Below are 26,445 nucleotides of genomic sequence, written 5' to 3' on the forward strand. Positions count from 1 at the left end.
CGCTACGAGCACGGGGCGACGGGCGCGAACGCTCCGGTGTCGTCGAGCATCGAGCGCAGGGTGCTGACCGGGACGAGCAGGCTGCGACCGTCGCCGGTCTTGGCGTACACGACCCCGATCACGCGCCCGGACGCGTCGAGCGCCGCCGAGCCCGAGCTGCCCGGCTCGACCTTCGCGTTGGTGATCAGGACCTCGCCGAGCGTCGAGTGCAAGGGATCCTGCGTCGTGCCGATCACGGTGCCCTGGGTGACCGTGAGCGCACCGCCCTCGGGATAGCCGACGACGGTCACCTCGTCGCCCTCGCGAGGGTCCGCCGAGGCGAGCTCGGGGTGCGCGGGGAGCTCCTCGGTCGTGCGGAGGATCGCGAGGTCTGCGAGGCCGGCCGACGTCGCCTGCTCGACCGTGACGTCCCGGCCGTCGTAGGTGAGCAGCTGGAGGCTCTTCGCGCCCTCGACGACGTGCCTGTTGGTGATGAGCGTGTGCGCGTCGATCGCGAAGCCCGAACCCGTCGCGAGCCCGCTGCACTGCACGTTGCGCACGCGCAGCGCCATGCGGCGCACGGCGTCCGAGCCGTCGGGCGTGAGGTCCTGGACCGCGCTCAGGTCGTCCCGGGGCGCGACCGACGGCACGAGCGAGTCGGCCGGCGGGACGTCGTCCGGCAGGTCGGGGATCGCCCCGCACCCGGCGAGCAGCACGCCCGCGAGCACGGCGACCACCGCGGCCGCGGCACGCCCCGGCCGCGGGCCGCTCACTTCTCGAGCTCCTTCTGCAGCGCGTCGTTCGCGTCGAGCGCGCTCTGGCACAGCGCGTCGACCTCGCTCGAGAAGCGCTCCAGGTCGGCCGCGTCGTACGCGTCGGGCGTGGCGAGGTAGCCGATGAGCTCCGACTGGCCGTCGGTGCAGCTCTCGAGCGCCGCGGCCACCGAGCCGGCAGCCGTCGAGACCCGCTCCTGGTAGTCGAGGTACTGCTGCGACGCGACGTTCTCGTCGCCGAGCTGGGCCTTCTCGTTCGCGAGGTCGGTGATCCGCGACTGCGCGGTCGTGAGCTGCTCGCGCACCGCCGTCAGCTCGCCCGTCGCGCCGTCGAGATCCTCCTGCAGGTTCGCGACCCGCTCGCCGAGGTCGCGCGACGACCGCTCCCAGCCGGCGCTCGACTCCTGCCAGCGCGAGGTGGTCACCCACAGGTAGGTCGCCGCGACGAGCGCCGCGGCGAGGAGCAGCGCGAGCACGACCACCGCGACCGTGCGGCCACGTCCGGCGGGTCGCGGGTCGTGCGGACCGACCACGCCGCCGGCCCCCGTGGGCCGGAGGTGGTCGGCGAGGGGCGCGTCAGGTCCGGCGGGGACCCGGTCGGGCTCCCGCCGGTCGGACGGCGCGCCCCACCCGCTCAACTGACCGGACCCGTGAACTTCTCGCCCGGGCCCTCGCCCAACGCGTCCGGGACGACCGACGCCTCGCGGAACGCGAGCTGCAGGGACCGCAGCCCGTCCCGCAGCGAGCGGGCGTGCTGGTTGCCGATGTCGGGGGCGCTCGCGGTCACGAGCGCGGCGAGCGCGGTGATGAGCTTGCGCGCCTCGTCGAGGTCGAGGTGGCCCTCGGCGTCGGCGTCGTCGGCGAGGCCGCACTTGACCGCGGCGGCGCTCATGAGGTGGACGGCGGCGGTCGTGATGACCTCGACGGCCGCGACGTCGGCGATGTCGCGCGCGGCGGAGCCCGCGCTCTCGGCGCCCTCGGCCGCGCGCTGCTCCTCGGGACGGTAGGTGAAGCTGTCGTTGCTCATGGGCACATCCTTCCAGAGCGTGCGCCGTGCCGGGAGCGGTGCCACGGGCCAGGAGCCCCGGGCGGGCTCGCGAGGTGCGCGAGCCCGCCCCCCGGGGGACCGGTCGGCGTCAGACCTGCACGGGCTCCGACGCGGTCCCCGGCTCGCCGTTCTCGGCCGGCGCCGTGCGCGCGAGCGCGGCGCGCAGCGACGCGCCGAGGTCGGCGTCGACCTGCGTCCAGTACCCGATCGCGCGCTCACGGATGCCCGCGTCGCGCACCGCGCCGACGTGGCCCGTGATCGTCTCGAGGAACCGCGCGCGGGCGGCGTCGTCGAAGACCTCGCGGTACAGCGTGCCGGCCTGGCCGAAGTCGTCGTCCTCGGGGTGCAACGTGGCCGCGGAGCGCGTCAGCTCGCCGTCGGCCTCCCAGCCCGGGGACTCGGCCGCACGGGCCGGGTCGGCGTGCGCCCCGCCGCGCGAGTTCGGCGCGTAGACCGGGGTCGAGGCGTCCGCGTGCGCGAACCGCATCGCACCGTCCTTGGCGTACGAGTGACCGCCCTCGGCGGCCCGCGGCGCGTTGACGGGGAGCTGCGCGTGGTTGGTGCCCACGCGGTACCGGTGCGCGTCGGCGTACGAGAAGATCCGCGCGAGCAGCATCTTGTCCGGGCTCGCGGCGATGCCGGGCACGAAGTTCGACGGCGCGAACGTCGCCTGCTCGATCTGCGCGAAGTAGTTCTCGGGGTTGCGGTTCAGCTCCATCATGCCGACCTCGACCAGCGGGTGGTCCGCGTGCGGCCAGACCTTCGTGAGGTCGAACGGGTTGAAGCGGTAGGTCTTCGCGTCCTCGTAGGGCATGACCTGGACCGAGAGCTTCCAGCGCGGGTGGTCGCCGGCCTCGATGTGCTCGTGGAGGTCGCGCACGTGGTGGTCGGCGTCCGAGCCGGCGAGCTGGGCCGCCTCGTCGGCGGACATCGTGTGCACGCCCTGCTCGGCGATGAAGTGGTACTTGACCCAGAACCGCTCGCCCGCGGCGTTGATCCACTGGTAGGTGTGCGACCCGTAGCCGTTCATCTCGCGCCACGAGCGCGGCAGGCCGCGGTCGCCCATGAGCCACGTGACCTGGTGGGCGGACTCGGGCGAGAGCGACCAGAAGTCCCACTGCATGTCGTTGTCGCGCAGGTTCGACCCGGGCAGGCGCTTCTGCGAACGGATGAAGTCGGGGAACTTGATGCCGTCGCGCAGGAAGAACACGGGCGTGTTGTTCCCGACGAGGTCGTAGTTGCCCTCCGAGGTGTAGAACTTCAGCGCGAACCCGCGCGGGTCGCGCCACGTGTCCGGCGAGCCGTGCTCCCCGGCGACCGACGAGAAGCGCGCGAGCATGTCCGTGCTGGTCCCGGGCTGGAACAGCGCGGCCCGCGTGTAGGCGCTCACGTCGCCGGTCACGGTGAACGTGCCGAACGCGCCACCGCCCTTGGCGTGCACGACCCGCTCGGGCACCCGCTCGCGGTTGAACTGGGCGAGCTTCTCGACGAGGTAGTGGTCGTGCAGCACGATCGGGCCGTCGGCGCCGACCGTCTGCGCGTGGGCGTCCGAGGCGACCGGCGCGCCGGCGTTCGTCGTGGTGAAGGGGGTCGTCATGGTGCTCCCTGGGTGTCGGGGTGTGTGCTGCCGGTGGTCGTGGCAGCTGTTCGGTCGGTCAGCAAGTCAGTCAGTCAGTAGATCCGTGGTCCGGTGGTGCGGCGTCGCGCTGGGGCAGCGGCGCAGCAGGTCCCTGGCGGTACGGGCGGTGCCGGACGGCGTCCGCTCACCCTGCGCAGCGAGGGCACAGTCCCCAGTAGGTGACCTCGGCGGTCTCGATGCGGAACCCGTGCGTCGCGCTGGGGACGAGGCACGGGGCGTGGCCGACCGCGCAGTCGACGTCGGCCACGGCGCCGCACCCGCGGCACACGACGTGGTGGTGGTTGTCACCCACGCGGCGCTCGTAGCGCGCGGGGTGACCGGCGGGCTCGATCCGGTGGACGAGGCCGTGCTCGGTCAGGACGCGCAGGACGTCGTAGACGGCCTGGACCGAGACCGTGCCCAGCCGCTCGCGCACGACCCGCACGAGCGTGTCCGTGTCGGCGTGGGGGTTCGCCTCGAGAGCGTCGAGGGCCGCGGTGCGTGCGGCCGTGACGCGGAGTCCGCGGCCACGCAGCAGGTCGGTCGCGGACGGCGTCGCCGCGGCTGCGTGGTCGGGGGTCGTCGTCATGGGAGCACTCAACCACATGATCTGGAATGATTCCAGTGATGGAACTGATCCGGAAACGAACTGATCCGGAATGAACTGATCCGGTCTCCGGTGGCGTTCGGGGCGCCGACTGGGCCGGGCCGCGGTCCGCCCGTGCTAGACTCGATGGCTGACCGACCATCACGTCGACGATGGCCTCTCACGGGAGACCGCGCCGCCGATGATGGTGTGCAAGTGGATCCGTCCCACCTGGGTCTCGACCGTCGGCTCGTCCGCGAACAGAGACCGGGTTCCGTCAACGGTGCGTCGTCCTGCGGGACGAGTTGCTCCGGTGCTGCACGTCCCCTGCGGGGAGTGCTGCGCGCGACGTCGTCGGGCCCCCACCTGTACCCAGGCACGGGGGCCTTTCCCGTGCCCGGCGGACTACCGACGACTGCCTAGGAGCATCAACATCAGCGAGCCTCGTATCAACGATCGGATCCGTGTCCCCGAGGTCCGACTCATCGGACCCGGCGGGGAGCAGGTCGGTGTCGTGCGCACCGAGGTCGCCCTGAGCCTGGCCCAGGACGCGGACCTCGACCTCGTCGAGGTCGCGCCCGACGCACGTCCCCCGGTCTGCAAGCTCATGGACTTCGGCAAGTTCAAGTACGAGTCGGACATGAAGGCGCGTGAGGCGCGACGCAACCAGGCGAACACGATCCTCAAGGAGATCCGTTTCCGCCTGAAGATCGACCCGCACGACTACGGCACCAAGAAGGGCCACGTCGAGCGCTTCCTCAAGGCCGGCGACAAGGTCAAGGTCATGATCATGTTCCGCGGTCGCGAGCAGTCGCGCCCGGAGATGGGCGTGCGCCTGCTCCAGCGCCTGGCCGAGGACGTCGCGGAGATCGGCTTCGTCGAGTCGATGCCCAAGCAGGACGGCCGCAACATGACCATGGTCATCGGGCCGGTCAAGAAGAAGGCCGAGGCCAAGGTCGAGCAGCGCAAGAAGCAGGAGGAGTCGGCTCCGGTCCCCGAGGCCGCCGCCCCCGTGCGCGGCTCGCGTCGCGAGCAGGCCGCTGCGGCGAAGGCCGCGGAGCGGTCCACCCGCCCGGCACCCGCCGCGCCCGAGGCCCCCGCGTTCGAGGTCCCCTCGGCCGAGGAGCTCGCCGCACCGGTGGCAGCACCCGAGCCCGCTGCGGCACCTGCTGCGTCGGCGCCGGCGCCCGCCGCGTCGAAGCCCGCCGCCTCGCGTCCCGCGGCGTCGCGTCCTGCCGCCTCGCGCCCTGCGGCGTCGAAGCCCGCCGCCTCGAAGCCTGCTTCGGCGAGGCCCGCCGCTGCGAAGCCCGCCGCCGCGTCCGAGTCGTCGGCCGCTGCGGAGAAGCCCGCCGCCGCGAAGCCCGCTGCCACCCCCAAGCCCGTGGCGAAGCCCAAGCCGGTCCCGGCCCCCAAGCCCGCCGCACGGCCCGCCGCGAAGCCGACCCCGCGCGGGAAGGCCACCTGACCATCTGACACCGAGCCGGGGCCCACCGGCCCCGGCCCGCACCGTCGGTCGTCGCTCGCGACGTCCGACCAGACACAAGGAGAGACGGCAGTCATGCCGAAGAACAAGACCCACTCGGGCGCCAAGAAGCGTTTCCGCGTCACCGGCAGCGGCAAGATCATGCGCGAGCAGGCCGGCAAGCGTCACCTTCTCGAGCACAAGCCGAGCAAGCAGACGCGTCGCCTGTCCCAGGACCAGGTCGTCGCCCCCGCCGACGTCAAGAAGATCAAGAAGCTGCTCGGCAAGTGACCCTTCGCGGCCGCCGCACACCCGTGCGTGAGGGCCGCCGTCGGATCCACTTCCAGCCCCGAACTGCAAGGAGCATCACGTGGCACGCGTGAAGCGGGCGGTCAACGCCCAGAAGAAGCGTCGTACGACCCTCGAGCGCGCTGCGGGCTACCGCGGCCAGCGCTCGCGCCTCTACCGGAAGGCGAAGGAGCAGGTCACCCACTCCCTCGTCTACTCCTACCGCGACCGCAAGGCGCGCAAGGGCGACTTCCGTCGTCTCTGGATCCAGCGCATCAACGCGGCCTCGCGTGCGCAGGGCCTGACCTACAACCGCCTCATCCAGGGCCTCAAGCTCGCCGGCATCGAGGTCGACCGTCGTGTCCTCGCGGACCTCGCGGTCAACGACGTCGCGACGTTCAACACGCTGGTCGCGGCTGCCAAGGCAGCCCTGCCCGCGGACGTCAACGCGCCCAAGGCCGCGGCCTGATCGACCGCCTCACGGCGATCGACCGACCGACACCGGACGCCCGGACCGTGCCCACGCCGCAGGACCACGCGGCAGGACCCCTGACCCCCACGCTCGAGAACCCTCGCAGCGACCGGGTCAAGGCGGTCCGGGCACTGTCCGGGCGTTCTGCGCGTGCGCGCCGGGGACGGTTCCTCGTCGAGGGGCCGCAGTCCGTGCGTGAGCTCGTGCTGCACGCCCCCGAGCGGGCGCTCGACGTGTACGTCACGCCGGCCGCGGGGGAGCGGTACCAGGAGATCGTCGTCGCGGCGCGCTCACGCGGCACGTTCGTGCACGTCGCGTCCGACGAGGTGCTGCGGGCGATGAGCGACGACGCCCAGGGCGTCCTGGCGGTCGCGACGACCACGAGCACCTCGCTCGCGGACGTTCTCGGCCCCGGAGCCGCACCGCGGCTCGTCGCGGTCCTGGCGACCGTGCGCGACCCCGGCAACGCCGGGACCGTCGTGCGTGCGTCCGACGCCGCCGGAGCGGGGGCGGTCGTGCTCGCGGGCGAGAGCGTCGACCTGCACAACCCGAAGGTCGTGCGCTCGACCGCGGGCTCGCTGTTCCACGTCCCCGTCGTCACGGGCGAGGGCCTCGCCGAGACCGCCGCGGGCCTGCGGGCCGCCGGCCTCGTCGTCCTCGCCGCGGACGGCAAGGGCACGCACGACCTCGACGACCTCCTGGACGTCGCGGGCACGGCCGCGGACGGCGTCCCCGACCTCTCCCGGCCCACGGCCTGGGTCTTCGGCAACGAGGCCTGGGGGCTGCGCGACGAGGACCTCGCCCTCGTCGACGCCGTGGTCCGGGTGCCCATCCGCGGGCTCGCCGAGTCGCTCAACCTCGCGACCGCGGCCACGGTGTGCCTCTACGCGTCGGCGCGCGCGCAGCGGTGAGTTCCCGATCCTGTGCTCTGAGCCTCTGAGCCTCTGAGCCTCTGAGCCTCTGAGCGCCGTGCGTTGAGGCGTCGTCGACGGTGCGCACGTGCTCCCCGCCCGCTCGTGCGGTGGATGTCGCTGCAGGTCACGTCCGGCTCGTCCTAGACTGGACACCGGCCCGGCGCGCCCTGTGCGCGGCGGGCCGTCCCCTGAACCGTCCGGAAGGCAGTCATGTCCACCGACACCACGCCCGGCGTGCCGTCACCGCTCGACGAGGCGGCGCTCGACGCCGTCGTCGCCGACGCCCTCGCCGCTGTCGCCGCAGCGGGCTCGCTCGACGAGCTCAAGGCCGCCCGCATCGCGCACACGGGCGACAAGAGCCCGCTCGCGCTCGCCAACCGTCAGATCGGTGGCCTCGAGCCCGCCGACAAGGGGCGGGCCGGCAAGCTGCTCGGTCCGCGTCGCGGTAGCGTCGCGCAGGCGATCGCCGCGCGCCAGGTCGAGCTCGAGGCCGAGCGTGACGAGCGCGTGCTCGTCGAGGAGTCGGTCGACGTCACGCTGCCGACGGACCGCCGTCGAGCGGGTGCGCGTCACCCGCTCGAGCTCGTCCAGGAGCAGGTCGCCGACCTCTTCGTCGCGATGGGCTGGGAGATCGCCGAGGGCCCCGAGGTCGAGGCCGAGTGGTTCAACTTCGACGCGCTGAACTTCGGCCCGGACCACCCGGCGCGGCAGATGCAGGACACGTTCTTCGTCGAGGGCGTCGGGCAGGAGCTCGCGAACCTCGTGCTGCGCACGCACACGTCGCCCGTGCAGGCCCGCACGCTCCTCGAGCGTGACCTGCCCGTGTACATCGCCTGCCCGGGCAAGGTGTTCCGCACCGACGAGCTCGACGCGACGCACACGCCGGTGTTCCACCAGGTCGAGGGGCTCGCGGTCGACAAGGGCCTGACGATGGCGAACCTCAAGGGCACGCTCGACCACTTCGCGCGTGCGATGTTCGGGCCCGAGGCCCGCACGCGGCTGCGCCCGAGCTTCTTCCCGTTCACCGAGCCGAGCGCCGAGATGGACCTGTGGTTCCCGCAGAAGAAGGGCGGCGCGGGGTGGATCGAGTGGGGCGGGTGCGGCATGGTCAACGCCAACGTGCTGCGCGCGGCCGGCATCGACCCCGAGGTCTACTCGGGCTTCGCGTTCGGCATGGGCATCGAGCGCACGCTCATGCTGCGCCACGGGATCGCTGACATGCACGACATGGTCGAGGGCGACGTCCGCTTCTCGACCCAGTTCGGAATGGGGATCTGATGCCGAACATCGTCCTGGACTGGCTCGGCGAGCACGTCGAGCTGCCCGCGGGCCTGACCGCCGAGCAGCTCGCCGCCGACCTCGTGCGCGTGGGGCTCGAGGAGGAGCAGGTGCACGGCGCGGCCGTGACCGGGCCCCTCGTCGTCGGCCGCGTGCTCGAGCAGGTGCCCGAGCCGCAGAAGAACGGCAAGACCATCAACTGGTGCCAGGTCGACGTCGGGGAGCACAACGACCCCGACGCCTCCGGTGCGCCGACGGTCGCGCGCGGCATCGTGTGCGGGGCCCACAACTTCGGGGTCGGCGACCTCGTGGTCGTCGCGCTGCCCGGCACCGTGCTGCCCGGCCCGTTCGCGATCGCCGCACGCAAGACGTACGGCCACGTGTCGGACGGCATGATCTGCTCGACCACCGAGCTCGGTCTGGGCGAGGAGTCCGACGGGATCGTCGTGCTCGGTCGCGACCTGCTGGCCGACCGCACGGACCTCGAGCCCGGGCAGGACGCGGTCGCGCTGCTGGGGCTCGGCGAGGAGGTCCTCGAGATCAACGTGACCCCGGACCGCGGGTACTGCTTCTCGTACCGCGGCGTCGCGCGCGAGTTCGCGCACTCGACCGGGGCCCGCTTCACCGACCACGGGCTCCCGCAGGTCCCGCCGCCCGGCCCGACGCCCGACGGGTTCCCCGTCGTGGTCCAGGACGCGGACCCGATCCACGGCGTGGTCGGCTGCGACCGTTTCGTCACGCGGATCGTGCGCGGCATCGACCCGGCCGCCCCGTCCCCCGCGTGGATGCAGCGCCGGCTCACGCAGGCCGGCATGCGCCCGATCTCGCTCACGGTCGACGTGACCAACTACGTCATGCTCGACCTCGGCCAGCCGTTGCACGCGTACGACCTCGCGCAGGTCGCGGCGCCGATCGTGGTGCGCCGTGCGACGTCGGGCGAGCGCCTGACGACGCTCGACGACGTCGACCGCGCGCTCGACGTGCAGGACCTGCTGATCACGGACTCGCCGCAGGACGCCGACGGTGCCCGCGTGCTCGGCCTCGCGGGCGTCATGGGCGGGGCGTCGAGCGAGGTCGGCCCGACCACGACCGACGTCCTCGTCGAGGCCGCGCACTTCGACCCCGTCTCGGTCGCCCGGACCGCGCGCCGGCACAAGCTGCCCAGCGAGGCCGCGAAGCGCTTCGAGCGCGGCGTCGACCCGCGCCTGCCGGGCGTGGCGGCGCAGCGCGTCGTCGACCTGCTCGTCGAGCTCGGCGGCGGGACCGCGGACGACGCGGTCTCGGACATCGACATCGTCCCCGCCCCTGCGACGATCGAGCTGCCGGTCGCGGAGGCCGAGCGCCTTGTGGGCGTCGCGTACGGCGAGGAGCGCGTGCGCGAGCTGCTCGAGCAGATCGGCTGCACCGTGGGGGACACCCCGGGGATCGGTCGCATCGGGGTCGTGCCGCCGAGCTGGCGGCCCGACCTGACCACGACCGCGGACCTCGTCGAGGAGGTCGCCCGTCTCGACGGCTACGACGCGATCCCGTCGATCCTGCCCGCGGCCCCGGCAGGACGCGGGCTGACCCGGGCCCAGTCGGTGCGCCGCTCGGTCGCGCGCGGCCTCGCCGAGGCCGGGTTCGTCGAGACGCTCTCGTACCCGTTCGTGGACCCGGCCCAGCACGACGCGCTGCGCCTGCCGGCCGACGACGTGCGCCGTCGCGCGCTGCGGCTCGTGAACCCGCTCGCGGGGGACCGGCCCGAGGTGCGCACCAACCTCCTGACGACGCTGCTCGACACCGTGCGTCGCAACACGGGACGCGGCAACGACGACGTCGCGATCTTCGAGATCGGCCTCGTGACGCGGCCGGTCGAGGGCGCGCCCGCCGCGCCGAGCCTGCCGCTCGGCGTCCGGCCCGACGACGAGGACCTCGCGCGGCTGCGCGAGGCCGTGCCCCCGCAGCCGCGCCGCGTGGCCGGCGTGGTCGCGGGGCGTGCGACGCCCGGCGGCTGGTGGGGCGAGGGACGGGCGGCCGACTGGACCGACGCGCTCGCGGGCGCGCGCCTCGTCGCCGCACGCGTCGGGGTCGACGTCCGGGTCGAGCCCGACACCGACCACGCGCCGTGGCACCCGGGCCGTTGCGCGCGCCTGACGACGGCCGACGGCGCGCTCGTGGGCCACGCGGGCGAGCTGCACCCCAAGGTCGTCGAGACCCTCGGGCTCCCCGCGCGGACGGTCGCGTTCGAGGTCGACCTCGACGTGCTGCTCGCGGCGGCCGACCCGTCGCCGCTGCAGGCGCACGAGGTCTCGACGTTCCCGCTCGCCAAGGAGGACCTCGCGCTCGTGGTCGACGCCGGCGTGCCGGCCGAGGACGTGCGCGCCGCGGTCGTCGAGGGTGCGGGTGCGCTGCTCGAGGACGTCCGGCTGTTCGACGTCTTCACGGGCCCGCAGGTCGGCGAGGGCAAGAAGTCGCTCGCGTTCTCGCTGCGCCTGCGCGGCACGGACCGCACGCTCACGGCCGACGACGTGGTCGCGGTCCGCGAGGCCGCGGTCGCCGCGGCGACCGCGCGCACCGGCGCGGTGCTGCGGGCGTGAGCGCGGCATGACGGCGCGGGTCCCGGCCGCGCGCACCGCGCTCGTGACGGGCGGGACCCGGGGGATCGGGCGGGCGGTCGCCGCCGGACTGGTCGCCGCCGGGCTCGACGTCGCGCTCCTGGGCAGGGACGCCGTGACGGCGCGGGACGCCGCGGCCGCGCTCGCGGCGTCCGCCACGACCGTACCGGACGGCGCGCGCACGGTGCTGGGACTCGGCGCGGACGTCACCGACCGCGCGGCGGTCGATCGTGCCGTGGCCGCGGCGACCGCGCGGCTGGGGAGCGTCGACCTGCTGGTCAACGCGGCGGGCCTGGTCGACGCCGAGGTGCCGCTGTGGGAGGCCGACCCGGACGAGTGGTGGGACGTGCTCGAGACGAACGTGCGCGGGCCGTTCCACCTCGCGCACGCCGTCGTGCCGGGCATGCTTGCGCGCGGCGGCGGACGCGTCGTCGACCTCGCGAGCGGGGCGAGCACGCACGAGATGGACGGGGCGAGCGCCTACAACGCGAGCAAGACCGCGCTCGCGCGGCTCGGGGCGAACCTGCACGTCACGGGCTTCGACCGCGGACTGCGCACGTTCGAGGTCGCCCCCGGGGTCGTGCGCACCGACATGACCGCGTCGATGCGGATGCACGCCGACCGCACCGAGTGGACCCCGGTCGAGCGCACCGTCGAGATGGTGCTCGCGATCGCCCGCGGCGACCTCGACGCGTGGTCCGGGTGCTTCGTGCGCGTCACGACCGACTCGCCCGCGTCGCTGCGTGCCGCGCAGGAGCGCGGGGCGCCGGGACCCGTCGGGCGTCGTCTGCGGCCCGTACCGTGGGGCGACGACGACCCGTTGCGCTGACGTCCTGCCCGATCGTCCGGAGCACCCGATCGTCCGGAGCACCCGACCCGCCGGAGCACCTGAGGAGACCACCGTGCCGCTGACCCCCGACCTCGCCGCCCTCGCGGACGAGACGTACGTCTCGCTCACGACCTTCCGCCGCTCGGGCGAGGGCGTGTCGACCCCCGTGTGGGTCGCCTCCGACGGCGACGCGCTGCTCGTGTGGACGGCGCGCACCACGGGCAAGGTCACGCGTCTGCGGTCCGACCCGGTCGTCGAGCTGCGCGCGTGCGACCGCAGGGGGCAGGTCGCGGCGTCGGCGCGCGTCGTCGCTGCGCGGGCGGTGGTGGCCGAAGACGCCGCGACGCTCGAGCGGGCCGAACGCGCGATGGTCGCGGCGTATGGCGTGCAGTTCCGGGTGGCGCGGCTCGTCGAGCGGCTGCGCCGTGCGTCGCACGAGCGCGTCGCGATCGTGATCACCCCCGCATGAGCGTGCAGGACGCCGCCGGGCAGGCCTCGCGACCCCGCGTGCTGTCCGTCGCGGGCACCGACCCGACGGGCGGGGCCGGGATCCAGGCCGACCTCAAGGCGTTCGCCGCGCACGGCGCGTACGGCATGGCCGTCGTGACGGCGCTCGTCGCGCAGAACACGCACGGCGTGCGCGCCGTGCACGTGCCGCCCGTGGACTTCCTGGTCGCGCAGCTCGACGCGGTGTCGGACGACGTCACGATCGACGCGGTCAAGATCGGGATGGTCGCCACGCGCGAGTACGCGCTCGCGATCGACGACTGGCTCGCGCGCGTGCGCCCGCCGCACGTCGTCCTCGACCCCGTGATGGTCGCCACGAGCGGCCACCACCTGCTCGACCCGGGCGCGCAGGAGGCGGTCCTGACGCTCGCGCGTCGCGCGGACCTCGTCACGCCCAACCTGCCCGAGCTCGCGGTGCTGGTCGACGGACCCGTCGCCGTGACCTGGGACGAGGCCCTCGACCAGGCGCGCACGCTCGTGCGCGGGTCCGGGACCGCCGTCCTCGTCAAGGGCGGGCACCTGCCGGGCGACGGCGGTCGCTCCCCGGACGCGCTGGTCACGGGCGACGGGCTCGTCGAGCTCGACGCGCCCCGCGTCGCGACCCGGCACACGCACGGCACCGGGTGCTCGCTGTCGTCCGCGGTCGCGGCGTTGCGACCGCGGCGTGCCGGGTGGGAACCCGCGGTGCGCGAGGCCAAGGCGTGGCTCACCGGCGCGCTCGGCGCGGGCGAGGGGCTCGCCGTGGGTTCAGGCCGTGGACCGGTCGACCACCTGTGGGCGCTCGTCCCGGCCGAGGCCCGGTCGGCCGTGCGTCAGACGCCCAGCCCGGGCGTCGCGACCGCGCAGTCGTAGCCCGGGGGCCACCACCGCCAGTCGACCGAGACGGCCTCGCCCGGCGCGGCGGAGGCCGTGCAGGCGGCGCGCTCGCGGTCGGCCCACAGCTGCACGCCGTACACGCCCGCCGCGGCGCTCACGAGCACGACGAGCACCGTCACGGCGGTGCGCAGCCCGCGCGAGGGTCCGCCCGGTGCGTCCTCGGGGCGGTCGGGGACCCAGCTCCAGCTCACGGGACGAGCACGACCTTCCCGGTGGTCTCGCGGGCCTCGAGCGCCCGGTGCGCCTCGGCGGCCTGCGCGAGTGGGTAGGTCGCGCCGAGGCGGACCGAGAGCGACCCGTCGGCGACCGCGCCGAGCACCTCGCGCGCACGCCACAGCAGCTCGGCGCGCGTGGCCACGTGGTCGGCGAGGGTCGGGCGGGTCACGAACACCGAGCCGGCGCGGTTGAGCCGTTGCAGGTCGACGGGGGGCACCTGGCCCGAGGACCCGCCGAACAGCACGAGCGTGCCGCGCGGGCGCAGGCTCGCGAGCGACGCGTCGAACGTGCTGCGCCCGACCGAGTCGTAGACCGCCGCGACGCCGCGGCCCTCGGTGAGGTCGCGCACGAGCGCGGGCAGCTCGGTCGTGAGGTCGTCGAGCTCGGTGTACCGCACGACGTCGCTCGCCCCGCCGGCGCGCGAGAGCGCCTCCTTCTCGCGCGTCGAGACCGTCGTGATCACGCGCGCGCCGCGCGTCGCGGCCATCTGCGTCAGGAGCAGGCCGACCCCGCCCGCCCCCGCGTGCACCAGCACGTCGTCGCCCGCGGCGACCGCGTAGGACGACGTCACCAGGTAGTGCGCGGTCAGCCCCTGGAGCCCGACGGCGGCGGCGACCTCGGTCGGGACGCCGTCGGGGACCCGCACGGCCGAGGTCGCGTCGACCGCGACGCGCTCGGCGTACGAGCCCGGGGCGTCGGTCCACAGCACGCGGTCCCCGCGGCTGAACTCGGCGACGTCGTCGCCGACCGCGAGCACCTCGCCGGCTCCCTCGACGCCCACGATGTGCGGGAACTCGCCGGGGTACACCCCGGACCGGCGGTAGGTGTCGACGAAGTTGACGCCGGCGGCGTCGACCCGCACGAGGAGCTGGCGCGGGCCGGGGTAGGGGCCGGGCACGTCGGTGAGCTCGAGGACCTCGGGACCGCCCGGCTCGCGGGCGACGATCGCGTGCATGGGGGTGAGCCTAGGGCGGATCGCGCGCGCTCGCGGGGCGAGGCGGCGACGAGTTCGCGTCGGGGTGCATAGATATGTCAGACTATGAATATGACGATCACAGTGGCGGTCGCGGGCGCGTCCGGATACGCAGGCGGCGAGGTGCTGCGTCTGCTCGCGGGCCACCCCGAGGTCGAGATCGGTGCGCTGACGGCGCACTCGACCGCGGGCACACCGCTCGGCGAGGTGCAGCCGCACCTGCGCTCGCTCGCGGACCGCGTGCTCCTGCCCACGAGCGTCGAGCACCTGCGCGGCCACGACGTCGTCGTGCTCGCACTGCCGCACGGCGCGTCCGGCGAGATCGCCGCACAGCTGCCCGACGACGTGCTCGTGATCGACCTCGGCGCCGACCACCGGCTCGCGTCCGCCGCGGACTGGACCGCGTTCTACGGCTCCGAGCACGCCGGGACGTGGCCCTACGGCCTGCCCGAGCTGCTGCTCGAGTCGAACCCGCACGGCGCCCCGGCCGAGGGTCGCCCCGGCGACCCGGACACGGTCGTCACGCGGCAGCGCGAGCTGCTCGCGGGCGTGCGCCGCATCGCGGTGCCCGGGTGCAACGTCACCGCGGTCACGCTGGGCCTGCAGCCCGGGATCGCCGCGGGCCTGATCGAGCCCACCGACCTCGTCGCGGTCCTCGCCAACGGCTACTCGGGCGCCGGGAAGGCGCTCAAGCCCCACCTGCTCGCGAGCGAGGGCCTCGGGTCCGCCCAGCCCTACGCCGTCGGCGGCACGCACCGGCACATCCCCGAGATCCGCCAGAACCTGCGCGCCGCGGGCGCGCAGGACGTCACGATCTCGTTCACCCCGACGCTCGTGCCCATGGCGCGCGGGATCCTCGCGACCGCGACCGCCCGGCTCGCGCCCGAGCACCGTGACGCGACCGACGCGCAGGTGCGCCTCGCGTGGGAGCAGGCCTACGAGGCCGAGCCGTTCGTGCACCTGCTGCCCGCGGGGCAGTGGCCGACGACGGCCGCGACCCTGGGCGCGAACACCGCGCTGGTCCAGGTCGCGGTCGACCGCGCCGCGGGCCGCGTCGTGACCGTGACCGCGATCGACAACCTCGTCAAGGGCACCGCCGGTGCCGCCGTGCAGTCCATGAACATCGCCCTGGGCCTCCCGCAGACCCTCGGCCTGACCACCGAGGGGGTCGCCCCGTGAGCGTCACCGCACCCGCCGGGTTCCGCGCCGCAGGCGTCGTCGCCGGCCTCAAGTCGACGGGCGCCAAGGACGTCGCGCTCGTCGTCAACGAGGGCCCGCTCGACGTCGCCGCCGCCGTGCTCACGTCCAACCGCGTGCACGCCGCGCCCGTGGCCTGGACCCGGCAGGCCGTCTCCGACGGGATCGCGCGCGCGGTCGTGCTGAACTCGGGCGGCGCCAACGCGTGCACCGGCCCGGAGGGGTTCGCCGACACGCACCGCACGGCCGAGCACGTCGCCGACCTGCTCGAGATCTCCGCGGGCGACGTGCTCGTGTGCTCGACCGGTCTGATCGGCCTGCGCCTGCCCATGGACGCGCTGCTCGCCGGGATCGGCGAGGCCGCCGCCGCGACCGCGGGCCCGGGCGGGGCCGAGGGCGGCCCGGACGCCGCGCAGGCGATCATGACGACCGACACCGTGCCCAAGACGACGCACGTGACGCGCACCGCGACCACGGGCGGCTCGCTCGACGGCGGCGCCGAGTGGTCGGTCGGCGGCATGGCCAAGGGCGCCGGGATGCTCGCACCCGGGCTCGCGACCATGCTGTGCGTGCTCACGACCGACGCCGTCGTCGACGCCGCGACGGCGGACGCCGCCCTGCGCGCCGCGACCCGCGTCACGTTCGACCGCGTCGACTCGGACGGCTGCATGTCGACCAACGACACCGTGATCCTGCTCGCCTCGGGGGCCTCGGGCGTGCCGGTGGGTCTCGCCGAGCTCACCGACGCCGTGACCGAGGCGTGCGCCGAGCTCTCGCGCGCGCTCGTCGCCGACGCCGAGGGAGCGTCGCACGACGTCGCCGTGCACGTCGTCAACGCGAGCAGCGAGGACGCCGCGGTCGCCGTCGCGCGCGCCGTGACGCGCTCCAACCTGTTCAAGGCCGCCGTGTTCGGCAACGACCCGAACTGGGGTCGCGTGCTCTCGGCCGTCGGCACCGTGCCCGTCGACGTCGCGCCGTTCGACGCGCTCGCCCTCGACGTGAGCATCAACGGCGTGCAGGTCTGCCGTGCGGGCGGCGTGGGGGAGGACCGCGACCTCGTGGACCTCGCGGCGCAGCGCGAGGTGCACGTCGAGGTCGACCTGCACGCGGGCGACGCGCGCGCGACGGTCTGGACCAACGACCTCACGCACGACTACGTCCACGAGAACAGCGCGTACTCGTCGTGAGCGCGGCGACGGACCCCGCGGCACGGCCGGGCGTGGCGGGCAAGACCGAGGTCCTCATCGAGGCGCTGCCCTGGCTGCAGCGCTACGCGGGCGCGCTCGTCGTGGTCAAGTACGGCGGCAACGCCATGATCGACGACGAGCTCAAGGCCGCGTTCGCGCAAGACATGGTGTTCCTGCGGCAGGTCGGCCTGCGGCCCGTGGTCGTGCACGGCGGCGGCCCGCAGATCTCGGCGATGCTCGACCGGCTCGGCATCGCCTCGGAGTTCCGCGGCGGGCTGCGCGTGACGACCCCCGAGGCGATGGACGTCGTGCGCATGGTCCTCACGGGCCAGGTCTCGCGCGAGCTCGTCGGCCTGATCAACGCGCACGGCCCGTTCGCGGTCGGCCTCTCGGGCGAGGACGGCGGCCTGCTCGCCGCCGAGCGCCGGCACGCGACGGTCGACGGCGAGCCCGTCGACGTCGGTCTCGTCGGCGACGTCGTGGACGTCGACCCGCGCGCCGTGCAGGACCTCCTCGACGCCGGGCGCATCCCCGTCGTGTCGACCATCGCGCCCGACGTCGCCGACCCGACCCAGGTGCTCAACGTCAACGCGGACACCGCCGCGGCGGCGCTCGCGGTCGCCCTCGGCGCGCGCAAGCTCATCGTGCTGACCGACGTCGAGGGGCTCTACACGGCCTGGCCGGACCGCTCCTCGCTCGCGAGCGAGATCCGCGCGGACGCGCTCGCCGAGCTCCTGCCGACGCTCGAGTCCGGCATGGTCCCCAAGATGGAGGCCTGCCTGCGCGCCGTCCGCGGCGGCGTCCCCGCGGCGACCGTGATCGACGGCCGCGTCGCCCACTCGGTGCTCCAGGAGGTCTTCACGACCCAGGGCAACGGCACCATGGTCCTTCCGGAGGTCTCCGCGTGAACCAGCACCTGACCGCGCACGACGGCGCCCTGCCCGCCTCGACCGCAGGCTCCGGCGCCGAGTGGACCGACCGTTACGAGCACGCCGTCATGGACACGTTCGGCCCGCCCCAGCGCGTCCTGGTCCGCGGCGAGGGCGCGTACGTGTGGGACGCGGACGGCGCCCGCTACCTCGACCTGCTCGGCGGGATCGCGGTCAACACCCTGGGTCACGCGCACCCGACCCTGACGGCGGCGATCAGCGCGCAGCTCGGGACCCTCGGGCACGTGTCCAACTTCTTCGCCTCGCCCACCCAGGTCGCCCTCGCCGAGCGGCTGCTGGGGCTCGCGCAGGCCCCGGCGGGCTCGCGCGTGTTCTTCACCAACTCGGGCGCCGAGGCCAACGAGGCCGCGTTCAAGATGGCGCGCCGCAACGGCGCCGTGCTGGGCAGCACGCCCGCGCGGCCCGCGCGCGTGCTGTCCCTCACGGGCAGCTTCCACGGCCGCACCATGGGCGCGCTCGCGCTCACCTCGAAGGCCGCGTACCGCGAGCCCTTCGAGCCGCTGCCCGGTGGCGTCGAGTTCGTCGAGGCCGGCGACGTCGCTGCCCTCGAGGCCGCGTTCGCGGCGTCCGACGAACGGGGGCCCGTCGCGGCCCTGTTCGCCGAGCCCGTCCAGGGCGAGGTGGGTGTCGTCCCGCTCCCGGCGGGGTACCTCGCCCGGGCGCGCGAGCTCACGGCCGAGCACGGCGCCCTGCTCGTGCTCGACGAGGTCCAGACCGGCATGGGACGCACGGGCGCGTGGTTCGCGCACCAGCTCCCCGAGCACGGCGTCGTGCCCGACGTCATGACGGTCGCCAAGGGTCTCGGCGGCGGGTTCCCCGTGGGCGCGGTCCTCGCGTTCGGCGAGCGTGCCGCGACCCTGCTCGGTCGCGGCCAGCACGGCACGACGTTCGGCGGGAACCCCGTGGCGGCCGCCGCGGCGCTCGCCACGATCGGCGTGATCGAGCGCGACGGACTCCTCGAGCGCGTGCGCGGGACGTCCGCGCTGCTGCGCGAGGGGATCGCGGGCTGCGGCAACCCGCTCGTGGCGGGAGTGCGCGGCAGCGGGCTGCTCCTCGGCGTCGCGCTGACGGCGCCCGTCGCGGCCGAGGTCGCCCGGCACGCGCTCGAGCACGGGCTCGTGGTCAACGCGCCCGCGCCCGACACGATCCGGCTCGCCCCGCCGTTCGTCCTGACCGCCGACCAGGCCCGCGACGCGGTCGCCTTCTTCGCCGGCCTGCCCAGTCCGGCAGACCTGACCCGCCCGAGCACCCCGACCGACCAGGAGCCCTCGTGAGCCCCACCGCCCCGACCACCGGCCCCCGGCACTTCCTGCGCGACGACGACCTCTCGCCCGCCGAGCAGCGCGAGGTGCTCGAGCTCGGGCTCGCGTTCCGGGGCGACCGGTACTTCCGGACGCCGCTCGCCGGCCCGCGCGCCGTCGCCGTCATCTTCGACAAGCCGTCCACCCGCACGCGCGTGTCGTTCTCGGCGGGGGTCGCCGAGCTCGGCGGGTTCCCGCTCGTGATCGACGCCGCGACGAGCCAGCTCGGCCGGGGCGAGCCGATCGCCGACACCGCGCGCGTGCTCGACCGCCAGGTCGCGGCCGTCGTGTGGCGCACGTTCGGCCAGGAGCGCATCGAGGAGATGGCCGCGGTCTCGCAGGTCCCGGTCGTCAACGCGCTGACCGACGGGTTCCACCCGTGCCAGATCCTCGCCGACCTCCTGACCGTCGCCCAGCTGCGCGGCGGCGTCGACGCGCTCGCCGGTCAGGTCTTCGCGTACGTTGGGGACGGCGCCAACAACATGGCGCACTCGTACCTGCTGGGCGGCGCGACCGCCGGCATGCACGTGCGCGTCGGCACCCCCGACGGGTACCCGCCGGCCACCGACGTCGTCGCCGACGCCGAGCGCATCGCCGCCCGGACCGGGGGGTCGGTCCTCGTGACCGCCGACCCGGTCGAGGCCGTCGCGGGCGCCGACGTGGTCGTGACCGACACCTGGATCTCGATGGGCGACGAGTCCAGCGCCGCCGAGCGCGCGCTGCCGTTCGTGCCCTACCAGGTCAACGACGCGCTGCTCGCGCACGCCAAGGACGACGCGATCGTCCTGCACTGCCTGCCCGCGTACCGCGGCAAGGAGATCACCGCCGAGGTCATCGACGGCCCCCGCAGCGCCGTGTGGGACGAGGCCGAGAACCGGCTGCACGCCCAGAAGGCGCTGCTCACGTGGCTCTTGGAGCGCTCGTGACGGGCGTCCCTGCCGGCACGCCGACCACCCCGACCACGCGCGCCGCCCGGCACGCGCGGATCACCGAGATCGTGCGCCGCGGCGAGATCCACTCGCAGGCCGAGCTCGCGAAGGCGCTCGCGGCCGAGGGCGTGAGCGTCACGCAGGCGACGCTCTCGCGGGACCTCGTCGAGCTGCGCGCCGAGAAGGTGCGCCTGGCGTCGGGGGCGCTCGCGTACGCGGTGCCCGGCGAGGGCGGGGACCGCTCGGTGCAGGCGGGCGCCGACGCCGAGTACGTCGCGGCGCGCCTCGCCCGGCTGTGCGCCGAGCTCCTGGTCTCGGCCGAGGCCTCGGGCAACCTCGTCGTCCTGCGCACGCCGCCCGGCGCCGCGCAGTACCTCGCGTCCGCGATCGACCACTCGGTGTTCACCGGGGTCATGGGCACGATCGCGGGCGACGACACCGTGCTGGTGATCGCCCGCGCGACGGACGGCGGCGACGAGGTCGCCGCCCGGTTCCTCGCGATGGCGTCGTCCGCACCCCAGAGCTGACCTGACACACTTGTCGTACCCCACGAACGGAAAGAAGAAGGACATGACTGAACGCGTCGTGCTCGCCTACTCGGGCGGCCTGGACACCTCGGTGGCCATCGGATGGATCGCTGAGGCCACGGGTGCGGAGGTCGTCGCGGTCGCGGTCGACCTCGGCCAGGGTGGCGAGGACCTCGAGGTCATCCGTCAGCGTGCGCTCGACTGCGGCGCCGTCGAGGCCTACGTGGCCGACGCCCGCGACGAGTTCGCGGCCGAGTACTGCATGCCGGCGCTGCGCGCCAACGGCCTGTACCTCGACAAGTACCCGCTCGTCTCGGCGCTCTCGCGTCCCGTGATCGTCAAGCACCTCGTGCGCGCGGCCCGCCAGTTCGGCGCGACGACCGTCGCGCACGGCTGCACCGGCAAGGGCAACGACCAGGTGCGCTTCGAGGTCGCGACGACGTCGCTCGCGCCCGACCTCAAGACGATCGCGCCCGTGCGCGACCTCGCCCTCACGCGCGAGAAGGCCATCGCGTACGCCGAGAAGAACTCGCTGCCGATCGCCACGACCAAGCACAACCCGTTCTCGATCGACCAGAACGTGTGGGGCCGCGCGGTCGAGACCGGGTTCCTCGAGGACATCTGGAACGCCCCGACCAAGGACGTCTACAACTACACGGACGACCCCACGTTCCCGCCGGTCGCTGACGAGGTCGTCATCTCGTTCGAGCAGGGCGTGCCCGTCGCCCTCGACGGCGTCGCGGTGACCCCGCTGCAGGCCATCCAGGAGATGAACCGCCGCGCCGGCGCGCAGGGCGTGGGCCGCATCGACATCGTCGAGGACCGCCTCGTGGGCATCAAGTCCCGCGAGATCTACGAGGCCCCCGGCGCGATGGCGCTCATCGCCGCGCACCAGGAGCTCGAGAACGTCACGATCGAGCGCGAGCAGGCGCGCTTCAAGCGCCAGGTCGAGCAGCGCTGGACCGAGCTGGTCTACGACGGCATGTGGTTCAGCCCGCTCAAGCGGTCGCTCGACACGTTCATCGACGACACGCAGCGCTACGTGACGGGCGACGTGCGCGTCGTCCTGCACGGCGGGCGGGCGACCGTCACGGGCCGCCGCTCCGAGGCGAGCCTGTACGACTTCAACCTCGCGACCTACGACGAGGGCGACTCGTTCGACCAGTCGCAGGCCAAGGGCTTCATCGAGATCTACGGGCTGACGGCGAAGCTCGCCGCGGCACGCGACGTGAAGTTCGGCAACGGCGTCGACCTCGGCACCGGGAAGCTCTGAGCCATGGCCGACGAGAACACCCCTGAGGTGAGCGACCTCGTGTCGATGCCCGACGACGAGGGCGCGGACGAGACGACCGAGGCCGGGCGCGTGAGCCTGTGGGGCGGCCGGTTCGCCGGCGGCCCGAGCGACGCGCTCGCGGCGCTGTCGAAGAGCACGCACTTCGACTGGCGTCTCGCGGGCCAGGACATCGCCGGGTCGAAGGCCCACGCGAAGGTCCTGCACGCCGCGGGCCTGCTCGACGACGCCGAGCTCGAGGGCATGCACGCCGCCCTGGACCGGCTGCGCGAGGACGTCGCCTCGGGGGTGTTCGTCGCGGCCGACGACGACGAGGACGTGCACACGGCCCTCGAGCGCGGCCTGATCGAGCGCGCCGGGATCGACCTGGGCGGCAAGCTCCGTGCGGGTCGCTCGCGCAACGACCAGATCGCGACGCTCACGCGCATGTACCTGCGCGACGAGGCCCGTGCGATCGGCGCGCTCGTGCTCGACGTCGTCGACGCGCTCGTCGCGCAGGCCGAGGCCGCGGGCGACGCGCCCATGCCCGGGCGCACGCACCTGCAGCACGCGCAGCCCGTGCTGCTCGCGCACCACCTGCTCGCGCACGCGTGGCCGCTGCTGCGCGACGTCGACCGCCTCATCGACTGGGACGTGCGTGCCGCTCGCTCGCCCTACGGCTCGGGGGCGCTCGCGGGCTCGTCGCTGGGCCTCGACCCGGCGGCCGTCGCGGCCGACCTCGGGTTCGACGGCCCGGTCGAGAACTCGATCGACGGCACCGCCTCGCGCGACGTCGTCGCCGAGTTCGCGTTCGTCGCGGCCATGCTCGGCGTGGACCTCTCGCGGCTCGCGGAGGAGGTCATCCTCTGGGCGACCAAGGAGTTCGGGTTCGTGCGCCTGCACGACTCGTACTCGACCGGGTCGAGCATCATGCCGCAGAAGAAGAACCCGGACGTCGCCGAGCTCGCGCGCGGCAAGGCGGGCCGCCTCATCGGCGACCTGACGGGCCTGCTCGCGACGCTCAAGGGCCTGCCGCTCGCGTACAACCGCGACCTGCAGGAGGACAAGGAGCCGGTGTTCGACCAGGTCGACACGCTCGAGGTCCTGCTCCCCGCGTTCGCGGGGATGGTCGCGACGCTCGAGTTCGACACGGACCGCATGGCGTCGCTGGCCCCGCAGGGGTTCTCGCTCGCGACGGACGTCGCGGAGTGGCTCGTGCGCCAGGGCGTGCCGTTCCGCGTGGCGCACGAGGTCGCGGGCGCCTGCGTCAAGGCCTGCGAGGAGCGTGGCATCGAGCTCTGGGACCTGTCGGACGACGACCTGCTGGCCGTCTCGGAGCACCTGACCTCGGGCGTGCGCGAGGTCCTGAGCGTCGAGGGGTCGCTCGCGTCGCGCGACGCCGTGGGCGGCACCGCCCCGGTGCGCGTGGCCGAGCAGCTCGGCGAGGCCAAGGCACGCTCGGCCGAGTTCCGGTTCTGGGTCCAGGACTGACCGCGTGAGCGTCGCGCCCGAGGTGCTCGCGACGCTCGTCGCACGGGCGCACGCCTCCGCCCCGCTGCTCCCGGGCAGCGGGGCGGAGGCGTCCGGCCGGGTGCGACCCGGCACGCGCCTGGTCTGTGTCGACGGGCCCTCCGGCTCGGGCAAGTCGACGCTCGCGAGCCAGCTCGCGGTCGCGCTCGACGCGCAGGTCGTGCACATGGACGACCTCTACGAGGGCTGGGAGGCCGGCCCGTCCGGGGGCGCCGAGCGCCTCGCCACGTGGGTCCTGGGCCCGCTCGCCGCAGGCCTGCCGGGGCGCTACCGGCGCTACGACTGGGTCGCGGGGGAGTACGCCGAGGAGCACGACGTCCCGCTCGCACCGTTCGTCGTCGTCGAGGGGTGCGGCGCGGGCGCGCTCGTGGTCGAGGGTCTCGCGAGCCTGCTGGTGTGGGTCGAGGCCGACGACGCCGAACGCCTGCGCCGGGGGCTCGAGCGCGACGGTGCTGCCGCGCGGGAGCACTGGCTGCGCTGGATGCAGGACGAGGCGGTCTTCTACCCCGCGCAGCGCACGCGCGAGCGCGCGGACGTGCGGATCGACGGCTGGGGCCGGCTCGAGGGCTGAGCCCGCCCGACCCGCGCGCTCGTGGCGCGGGACGTCCGCGCGCTCGCGGGGCTACGCTGCCCGCAAGGAGGCGCGATGATCCCAGTCCCCGTCCCGTCCGGACCCCGTGACGCGACCGTCACCGCACGTGCGGCCGGTCCCGCCCCTGCCCACCTCGTGCCGCTCGCGCGGCGTGCGTACGCGCGCGACGTCGTGGCGGTCGCACGCGACCTCCTCGGCGCCTACGTGAGCGTGCAGGCCGACGACGGCACCGTCGTCCTGCGCCTGACCGAGGTCGAGGCCTACGCGGGCGGCGACGACCCTGCGTCGCACGCGTACCGCGGGCGCACCGACCGCAACCGGTCGATGTTCGGCGAACCCGGGCACCTCTACGTGTACCGGCACCTCGGCCTGCATCACTGCGTCAACGTCGTGTGCGGCGACCGCGGCGAACCCGCCGCGGTCCTGCTGCGCGCGGGCGAGGTCGTCGAGGGTGCGGCGCTCGCGCGCGAGCGACGCGCGCGGGTCGGCACGGTCGACTCCGACCGGCAGATCGCGCGTGGTCCCGGCCGACTGGCCGTGGCCCTCGGGCTCACGCTGCAGGACGACGGCCGCGACGTCACCGACGCGGCGGGGGACGTCGTCCTCGGCGTCGAGAAAGGCCTTCACCGCGCGCCCGTGTCGCACGGACCGCGCGTGGGGGTCGCGGGGGAGGGAGCCGACGCCGACCGGTTCCCGTGGCGGTTCTGGGTCACGGACGACCGGACGGTCTCGCCGTTCCGTCCTGCGTACCGCAGACCGCGGCCGGACTGACGCACGCCGATCGCGGAACCTCCTGCGCGTCGTCCGGACCACGCGCGGCGCGACCGCGCGGGCACGGCACAATGGTCTGGTCCGCCGTCCGGCGGGTGACGACGTGGGGCGTGAGCCCCGGACGAAGGAGCCGTGGTGACCGACATCCTCGACGAGCTGCAATGGCGTGGCCTGGTGGCACAGTCCACCGACGAGACCGCGCTGCGTGAGGCGCTGGCCGCGGGACCCGTCACCTACTACTGCGGCTTCGACCCGACCGCGCCGAGCCTGCACCACGGGCACCTGGTCCAGCTCATCCTCCTGCGGCACCTGCAGACGGCGGGCCACCGGGCGATCGCGCTCGTGGGTGGTGCGACCGGGATGATCGGCGACCCGCGCCAGAGCGGCGAGCGCGTGCTCAACACCAAGGAGACGGTCGCCGAGTGGACCGAGCGCCTGCGCTCCCAGGTCTCCCGGTTCCTCGACTTCACGGGGGACAACCCCGCATCCGTCGTCAACAACCTGGACTGGACGGGCGAGCTCTCGGCGATCGACTTCCTGCGCGAGGTCGGCAAGCACTACCGCCTCGGGACGATGCTCGCGAAGGACACGGTCGCGCGCCGGCTCAACTCGGAGCAGGGCATCAGCTTCACCGAGTTCAGCTACCAGATCCTGCAGGGGATGGACTTCCTCGAGCTGTTCCGGCGCGAGGGCTGCACGCTGCAGACCGGCGGCAACGACCAGTGGGGCAACCTGCTGTCGGGCGTCGAGCTGATCCGCAAGTCGGAGGGCGCGGCCGTGCACGTCATGACCACCCCGCTGATCACCAAGGCGGACGGCACCAAGTTCGGCAAGACCGAGGGCGGGGCGATCTGGCTCGACGCCGACATGCTGAGCCCGTACGCCTTCTACCAGTACTGGGTGAACGCGGACGACGCCGACGTGGTGGGCTGGCTCAAGATCTTCACCTTCCGCACGAGGGAGGAGATCGCGGAGCTCGAGCGGGCCGTCACCGAGCGTCCTGCGGCGCGCGAGGCCCAGCGGGCGCTCGCGGAGGACGTCACCACGCTCGTGCACGGGGCCGACGCCACGGCGGCGGTGATCGCCGCGAGCCAGGCGCTCTTCGGGCGCGGCGACCTCACGTCGCTCGACGAGTCGACGCTCGCTGCGGCGGTCGCCGAGCTCCCGCGCGCGGCGGTCGTCGCCGGCACGAGCGTCGTGGACGTCCTCGTCGAGTCGGGCCTCGTCGCGTCGAAGGCAGCCGCCCGACGGGCCGTGGCGGACGGCGGGGCGTACGTCAACAACGTCAAGGTGGCCTCCGACGAGTCCGTGCTGCGCACCGAGGATCTGCTGCACGGGCGGTTCGCCGTGCTGCGGCGCGGCAAGCGCACGCTCGCGGTCGCCGAGGTCGCCTGACAGCAGGTCGTAGGTCCCCGCTGCACACCGCTGGGCCGTACGGGAGCTTCTGTCCGCGGATGGCCCGCACCGCATCTCCAGCCGAACGCCGTGGCTCGCCTCGTGAGGGCGAGTCGCGGCGTTCGGTGCGTCCAGCGTTCGGTCCGTTCAGGCGTCGGCGCACCGGCTCGGTCGGGTACGCGGGGCTGTCAGCCGGCGTCGGTGCACGTGCGGCGCGGGATCCGTGCGGCCCGCACGCCGTGTGGTCGGGGTCACCGCCCCCGGAGTTGGACTCCACGGCCAGGCCTGTGTAATGTTCTGGATGTCAGCCCGACAGGGAGGCACGGACACCGCGAAGGACTTCGGTTCGGATACGGGTGGCCGGTCCCGTGGGTGTGACCACC

27 protein-coding genes are annotated in these 26,445 nt (G+C 74.2%); 20 read left to right on the forward strand and 7 right to left on the reverse strand.

Going from position 1 to position 26,445, the window contains the following annotated elements; genetic code table 11:
* Positions 1 to 2 precede the first annotated feature (2 nt).
* The 5 genes from CLV28_RS14545 to CLV28_RS14565 form a co-directional block, all read right to left on the reverse strand.
* Positions 3 to 752 carry a S1C family serine protease gene (locus tag CLV28_RS14545; RefSeq protein ID WP_100424047.1) on the reverse strand — a complete coding sequence of 250 codons (750 nt, stop codon included), beginning with the start codon at positions 750 to 752 and terminating at the stop codon, positions 3 to 5.
* Positions 749 to 1,285, reverse strand: coding sequence for a hypothetical protein (locus CLV28_RS14550; protein WP_100424048.1), 537 nt, complete (start codon positions 1,283 to 1,285; stop codon positions 749 to 751). The genes CLV28_RS14545 and CLV28_RS14550 overlap by 4 nt, the downstream gene beginning before the upstream one ends.
* A 101-nt stretch (positions 1,286 to 1,386) precedes the next feature.
* Positions 1,387 to 1,779 (reverse strand): DUF1844 domain-containing protein, encoded by a 393-nt coding sequence (locus tag CLV28_RS14555; RefSeq protein WP_100424049.1) that lies wholly within the window; start codon positions 1,777 to 1,779, stop codon positions 1,387 to 1,389.
* A 109-nt stretch (positions 1,780 to 1,888) separates the two neighbouring features.
* Positions 1,889 to 3,397 (reverse strand): catalase, encoded by a 1,509-nt coding sequence (locus CLV28_RS14560; RefSeq protein ID WP_100424050.1) that lies wholly within the window; start codon positions 3,395 to 3,397, stop codon positions 1,889 to 1,891.
* Positions 3,398 to 3,563: 166 nt separating this feature from the next.
* A complete protein-coding gene (locus tag CLV28_RS14565; RefSeq protein WP_100424051.1) occupies positions 3,564 to 4,007 on the reverse strand; it encodes a Fur family transcriptional regulator in 444 nt (147 codons plus the stop codon).
* Between the two features lie 481 nt (positions 4,008 to 4,488).
* On the opposite strand from CLV28_RS14565, the gene infC reads away from it, so the two are divergent.
* From infC to thiD, 9 genes are all read left to right on the forward strand, one after another.
* Positions 4,489 to 5,469 (forward strand): translation initiation factor IF-3, encoded by a 981-nt coding sequence (infC, locus tag CLV28_RS14570; RefSeq protein WP_373314297.1) that lies wholly within the window; start codon positions 4,489 to 4,491, stop codon positions 5,467 to 5,469.
* Between the two features lie 93 nt (positions 5,470 to 5,562).
* On the forward strand, positions 5,563 to 5,757 hold the full coding sequence (gene rpmI / locus CLV28_RS14575; RefSeq protein ID WP_100424052.1) for a 50S ribosomal protein L35: 195 nt from the start codon (positions 5,563 to 5,565) through the stop codon (positions 5,755 to 5,757).
* A gap of 79 nt (positions 5,758 to 5,836) precedes the next feature.
* Positions 5,837 to 6,223, forward strand: a complete 387-nt coding sequence (gene rplT, locus CLV28_RS14580) for a 50S ribosomal protein L20 (protein WP_100424053.1) — start codon at positions 5,837 to 5,839, stop codon at positions 6,221 to 6,223.
* Between the two features lie 47 nt (positions 6,224 to 6,270).
* The gene (locus tag CLV28_RS14585; protein WP_239073258.1) at positions 6,271 to 7,137 is read left to right on the forward strand and encodes a TrmH family RNA methyltransferase; all 867 of its coding nucleotides are present in this window, start codon (positions 6,271 to 6,273) and stop codon (positions 7,135 to 7,137) included.
* 213 nt (positions 7,138 to 7,350) lie between these two features.
* Positions 7,351 to 8,418: a phenylalanine--tRNA ligase subunit alpha gene (pheS, locus tag CLV28_RS14590; protein WP_100424054.1), complete on the forward strand. Its 1,068-nt coding sequence runs from the start codon at positions 7,351 to 7,353 to the stop codon at positions 8,416 to 8,418.
* Positions 8,418 to 10,994, forward strand: a complete 2,577-nt coding sequence (gene pheT / locus CLV28_RS14595; protein WP_100424055.1) for a phenylalanine--tRNA ligase subunit beta — start codon at positions 8,418 to 8,420, stop codon at positions 10,992 to 10,994. The genes pheS and pheT overlap by 1 nt, the downstream gene beginning before the upstream one ends.
* Positions 10,995 to 11,001: 7 nt before the next feature.
* Positions 11,002 to 11,841, forward strand: a complete 840-nt coding sequence (locus CLV28_RS14600; RefSeq protein WP_100424056.1) for an SDR family NAD(P)-dependent oxidoreductase — start codon at positions 11,002 to 11,004, stop codon at positions 11,839 to 11,841.
* Positions 11,842 to 11,914: 73 nt separating this feature from the next.
* Positions 11,915 to 12,310: a PPOX class F420-dependent oxidoreductase gene (locus CLV28_RS14605; protein WP_239073259.1), complete on the forward strand. Its 396-nt coding sequence runs from the start codon at positions 11,915 to 11,917 to the stop codon at positions 12,308 to 12,310.
* On the forward strand, positions 12,307 to 13,200 hold the full coding sequence (thiD, locus tag CLV28_RS14610; protein WP_100424057.1) for a bifunctional hydroxymethylpyrimidine kinase/phosphomethylpyrimidine kinase: 894 nt from the start codon (positions 12,307 to 12,309) through the stop codon (positions 13,198 to 13,200). The genes CLV28_RS14605 and thiD overlap by 4 nt, the downstream gene beginning before the upstream one ends.
* Here thiD and CLV28_RS14615 read toward each other — a convergent pair.
* Entirely contained in the window at positions 13,161 to 13,415 is a 255-nt protein-coding gene (locus CLV28_RS14615) for a hypothetical protein (RefSeq protein ID WP_100424058.1), read from the reverse strand. The genes thiD and CLV28_RS14615 overlap by 40 nt on opposite strands.
* The gene (locus tag CLV28_RS14620) at positions 13,412 to 14,395 is read right to left on the reverse strand and encodes a quinone oxidoreductase family protein (RefSeq protein WP_100424059.1); all 984 of its coding nucleotides are present in this window, start codon (positions 14,393 to 14,395) and stop codon (positions 13,412 to 13,414) included. The genes CLV28_RS14615 and CLV28_RS14620 overlap by 4 nt, the downstream gene beginning before the upstream one ends.
* A gap of 84 nt (positions 14,396 to 14,479) precedes the next feature.
* Here CLV28_RS14620 and CLV28_RS14625 point away from each other — a divergent pair, with 84 nt between their 5' ends.
* The 11 genes from CLV28_RS14625 to tyrS all read left to right on the forward strand — a co-directional run bounded on the left by CLV28_RS14625 (position 14,480) and on the right by tyrS (position 26,062).
* Positions 14,480 to 15,592 carry an N-acetyl-gamma-glutamyl-phosphate reductase gene (locus CLV28_RS14625; RefSeq protein WP_100424060.1) on the forward strand — a complete coding sequence of 371 codons (1,113 nt, stop codon included), beginning with the start codon at positions 14,480 to 14,482 and terminating at the stop codon, positions 15,590 to 15,592.
* Positions 15,589 to 16,797, forward strand: a complete 1,209-nt coding sequence (gene argJ / locus CLV28_RS14630) for a bifunctional glutamate N-acetyltransferase/amino-acid acetyltransferase ArgJ (RefSeq protein ID WP_100424061.1) — start codon at positions 15,589 to 15,591, stop codon at positions 16,795 to 16,797. Before CLV28_RS14625 ends, argJ begins: the two co-directional genes overlap by 4 nt.
* Positions 16,794 to 17,705, forward strand: coding sequence for an acetylglutamate kinase (gene argB / locus CLV28_RS14635; protein WP_100424062.1), 912 nt, complete (start codon positions 16,794 to 16,796; stop codon positions 17,703 to 17,705). Before argJ ends, argB begins: the two co-directional genes overlap by 4 nt.
* On the forward strand, positions 17,702 to 19,021 hold the full coding sequence (locus tag CLV28_RS14640) for an acetylornithine transaminase (RefSeq protein ID WP_100424063.1): 1,320 nt from the start codon (positions 17,702 to 17,704) through the stop codon (positions 19,019 to 19,021). Before argB ends, CLV28_RS14640 begins: the two co-directional genes overlap by 4 nt.
* Positions 19,018 to 19,974 carry an ornithine carbamoyltransferase gene (argF, locus tag CLV28_RS14645; RefSeq protein WP_100424064.1) on the forward strand — a complete coding sequence of 319 codons (957 nt, stop codon included), beginning with the start codon at positions 19,018 to 19,020 and terminating at the stop codon, positions 19,972 to 19,974. Before CLV28_RS14640 ends, argF begins: the two co-directional genes overlap by 4 nt.
* Positions 19,953 to 20,504 (forward strand): arginine repressor, encoded by a 552-nt coding sequence (locus CLV28_RS14650; protein WP_239073260.1) that lies wholly within the window; start codon positions 19,953 to 19,955, stop codon positions 20,502 to 20,504. The genes argF and CLV28_RS14650 overlap by 22 nt, the downstream gene beginning before the upstream one ends.
* A gap of 43 nt (positions 20,505 to 20,547) precedes the next feature.
* Positions 20,548 to 21,777: an argininosuccinate synthase gene (locus CLV28_RS14655; protein ID WP_100424066.1), complete on the forward strand. Its 1,230-nt coding sequence runs from the start codon at positions 20,548 to 20,550 to the stop codon at positions 21,775 to 21,777.
* A 45-nt stretch (positions 21,778 to 21,822) separates the two neighbouring features.
* Complete coding sequence (gene argH / locus CLV28_RS14660; protein ID WP_100424096.1) at positions 21,823 to 23,265, forward strand: argininosuccinate lyase; 1,443 nt, start codon at positions 21,823 to 21,825, stop codon at positions 23,263 to 23,265.
* A 4-nt stretch (positions 23,266 to 23,269) separates the two neighbouring features.
* Positions 23,270 to 23,875, forward strand: a complete 606-nt coding sequence (locus CLV28_RS14665) for a uridine kinase family protein (RefSeq protein ID WP_100424067.1) — start codon at positions 23,270 to 23,272, stop codon at positions 23,873 to 23,875.
* 75 nt (positions 23,876 to 23,950) lie between these two features.
* On the forward strand, positions 23,951 to 24,667 hold the full coding sequence (locus CLV28_RS14670; protein WP_100424068.1) for a DNA-3-methyladenine glycosylase: 717 nt from the start codon (positions 23,951 to 23,953) through the stop codon (positions 24,665 to 24,667).
* 135 nt (positions 24,668 to 24,802) lie between these two features.
* Positions 24,803 to 26,062 carry a tyrosine--tRNA ligase gene (tyrS, locus tag CLV28_RS14675; RefSeq protein WP_100424097.1) on the forward strand — a complete coding sequence of 420 codons (1,260 nt, stop codon included), beginning with the start codon at positions 24,803 to 24,805 and terminating at the stop codon, positions 26,060 to 26,062.
* The last annotated feature ends 383 nt before the right edge of the window (positions 26,063 to 26,445 follow it).

Source organism: Sediminihabitans luteus, assembly GCF_002797595.1.
Classification (GTDB): Bacteria; Actinomycetota; Actinomycetes; order Actinomycetales; family Cellulomonadaceae; genus Paraoerskovia; species Paraoerskovia lutea.

Excerpts from the sequence above, each read along its gene's own strand:
- CLV28_RS14565 (WP_100424051.1), bottom strand. The coding sequence starts at position 4,007 with ATGACGACGACCCCCGACCACGCAGCCGCGGCGACGCCGTCCGCGACC.
- rpmI (WP_100424052.1), top strand. The coding sequence starts at position 5,563 with ATGCCGAAGAACAAGACCCACTCGGGCGCCAAGAAGCGTTTCCGCGTC.
- CLV28_RS14670 (WP_100424068.1), top strand. The coding sequence starts at position 23,951 with ATGATCCCAGTCCCCGTCCCGTCCGGACCCCGTGACGCGACCGTCACC.
- CLV28_RS14560 (WP_100424050.1), bottom strand. The coding sequence starts at position 3,397 with ATGACGACCCCCTTCACCACGACGAACGCCGGCGCGCCGGTCGCCTCG.
- CLV28_RS14655 (WP_100424066.1), top strand. The coding sequence starts at position 20,548 with ATGACTGAACGCGTCGTGCTCGCCTACTCGGGCGGCCTGGACACCTCG.
- thiD (WP_100424057.1), top strand. The coding sequence starts at position 12,307 with ATGAGCGTGCAGGACGCCGCCGGGCAGGCCTCGCGACCCCGCGTGCTG.
- CLV28_RS14555 (WP_100424049.1), bottom strand. The coding sequence starts at position 1,779 with ATGAGCAACGACAGCTTCACCTACCGTCCCGAGGAGCAGCGCGCGGCC.
- CLV28_RS14620 (WP_100424059.1), bottom strand. The coding sequence starts at position 14,395 with ATGCACGCGATCGTCGCCCGCGAGCCGGGCGGTCCCGAGGTCCTCGAG.
- pheS (WP_100424054.1), top strand. The coding sequence starts at position 7,351 with ATGTCCACCGACACCACGCCCGGCGTGCCGTCACCGCTCGACGAGGCG.
- pheT (WP_100424055.1), top strand. The coding sequence starts at position 8,418 with ATGCCGAACATCGTCCTGGACTGGCTCGGCGAGCACGTCGAGCTGCCC.
- argH (WP_100424096.1), top strand. The coding sequence starts at position 21,823 with ATGCCCGACGACGAGGGCGCGGACGAGACGACCGAGGCCGGGCGCGTG.
- CLV28_RS14600 (WP_100424056.1), top strand. The coding sequence starts at position 11,002 with ATGACGGCGCGGGTCCCGGCCGCGCGCACCGCGCTCGTGACGGGCGGG.
- CLV28_RS14625 (WP_100424060.1), top strand. The coding sequence starts at position 14,480 with ATGAATATGACGATCACAGTGGCGGTCGCGGGCGCGTCCGGATACGCA.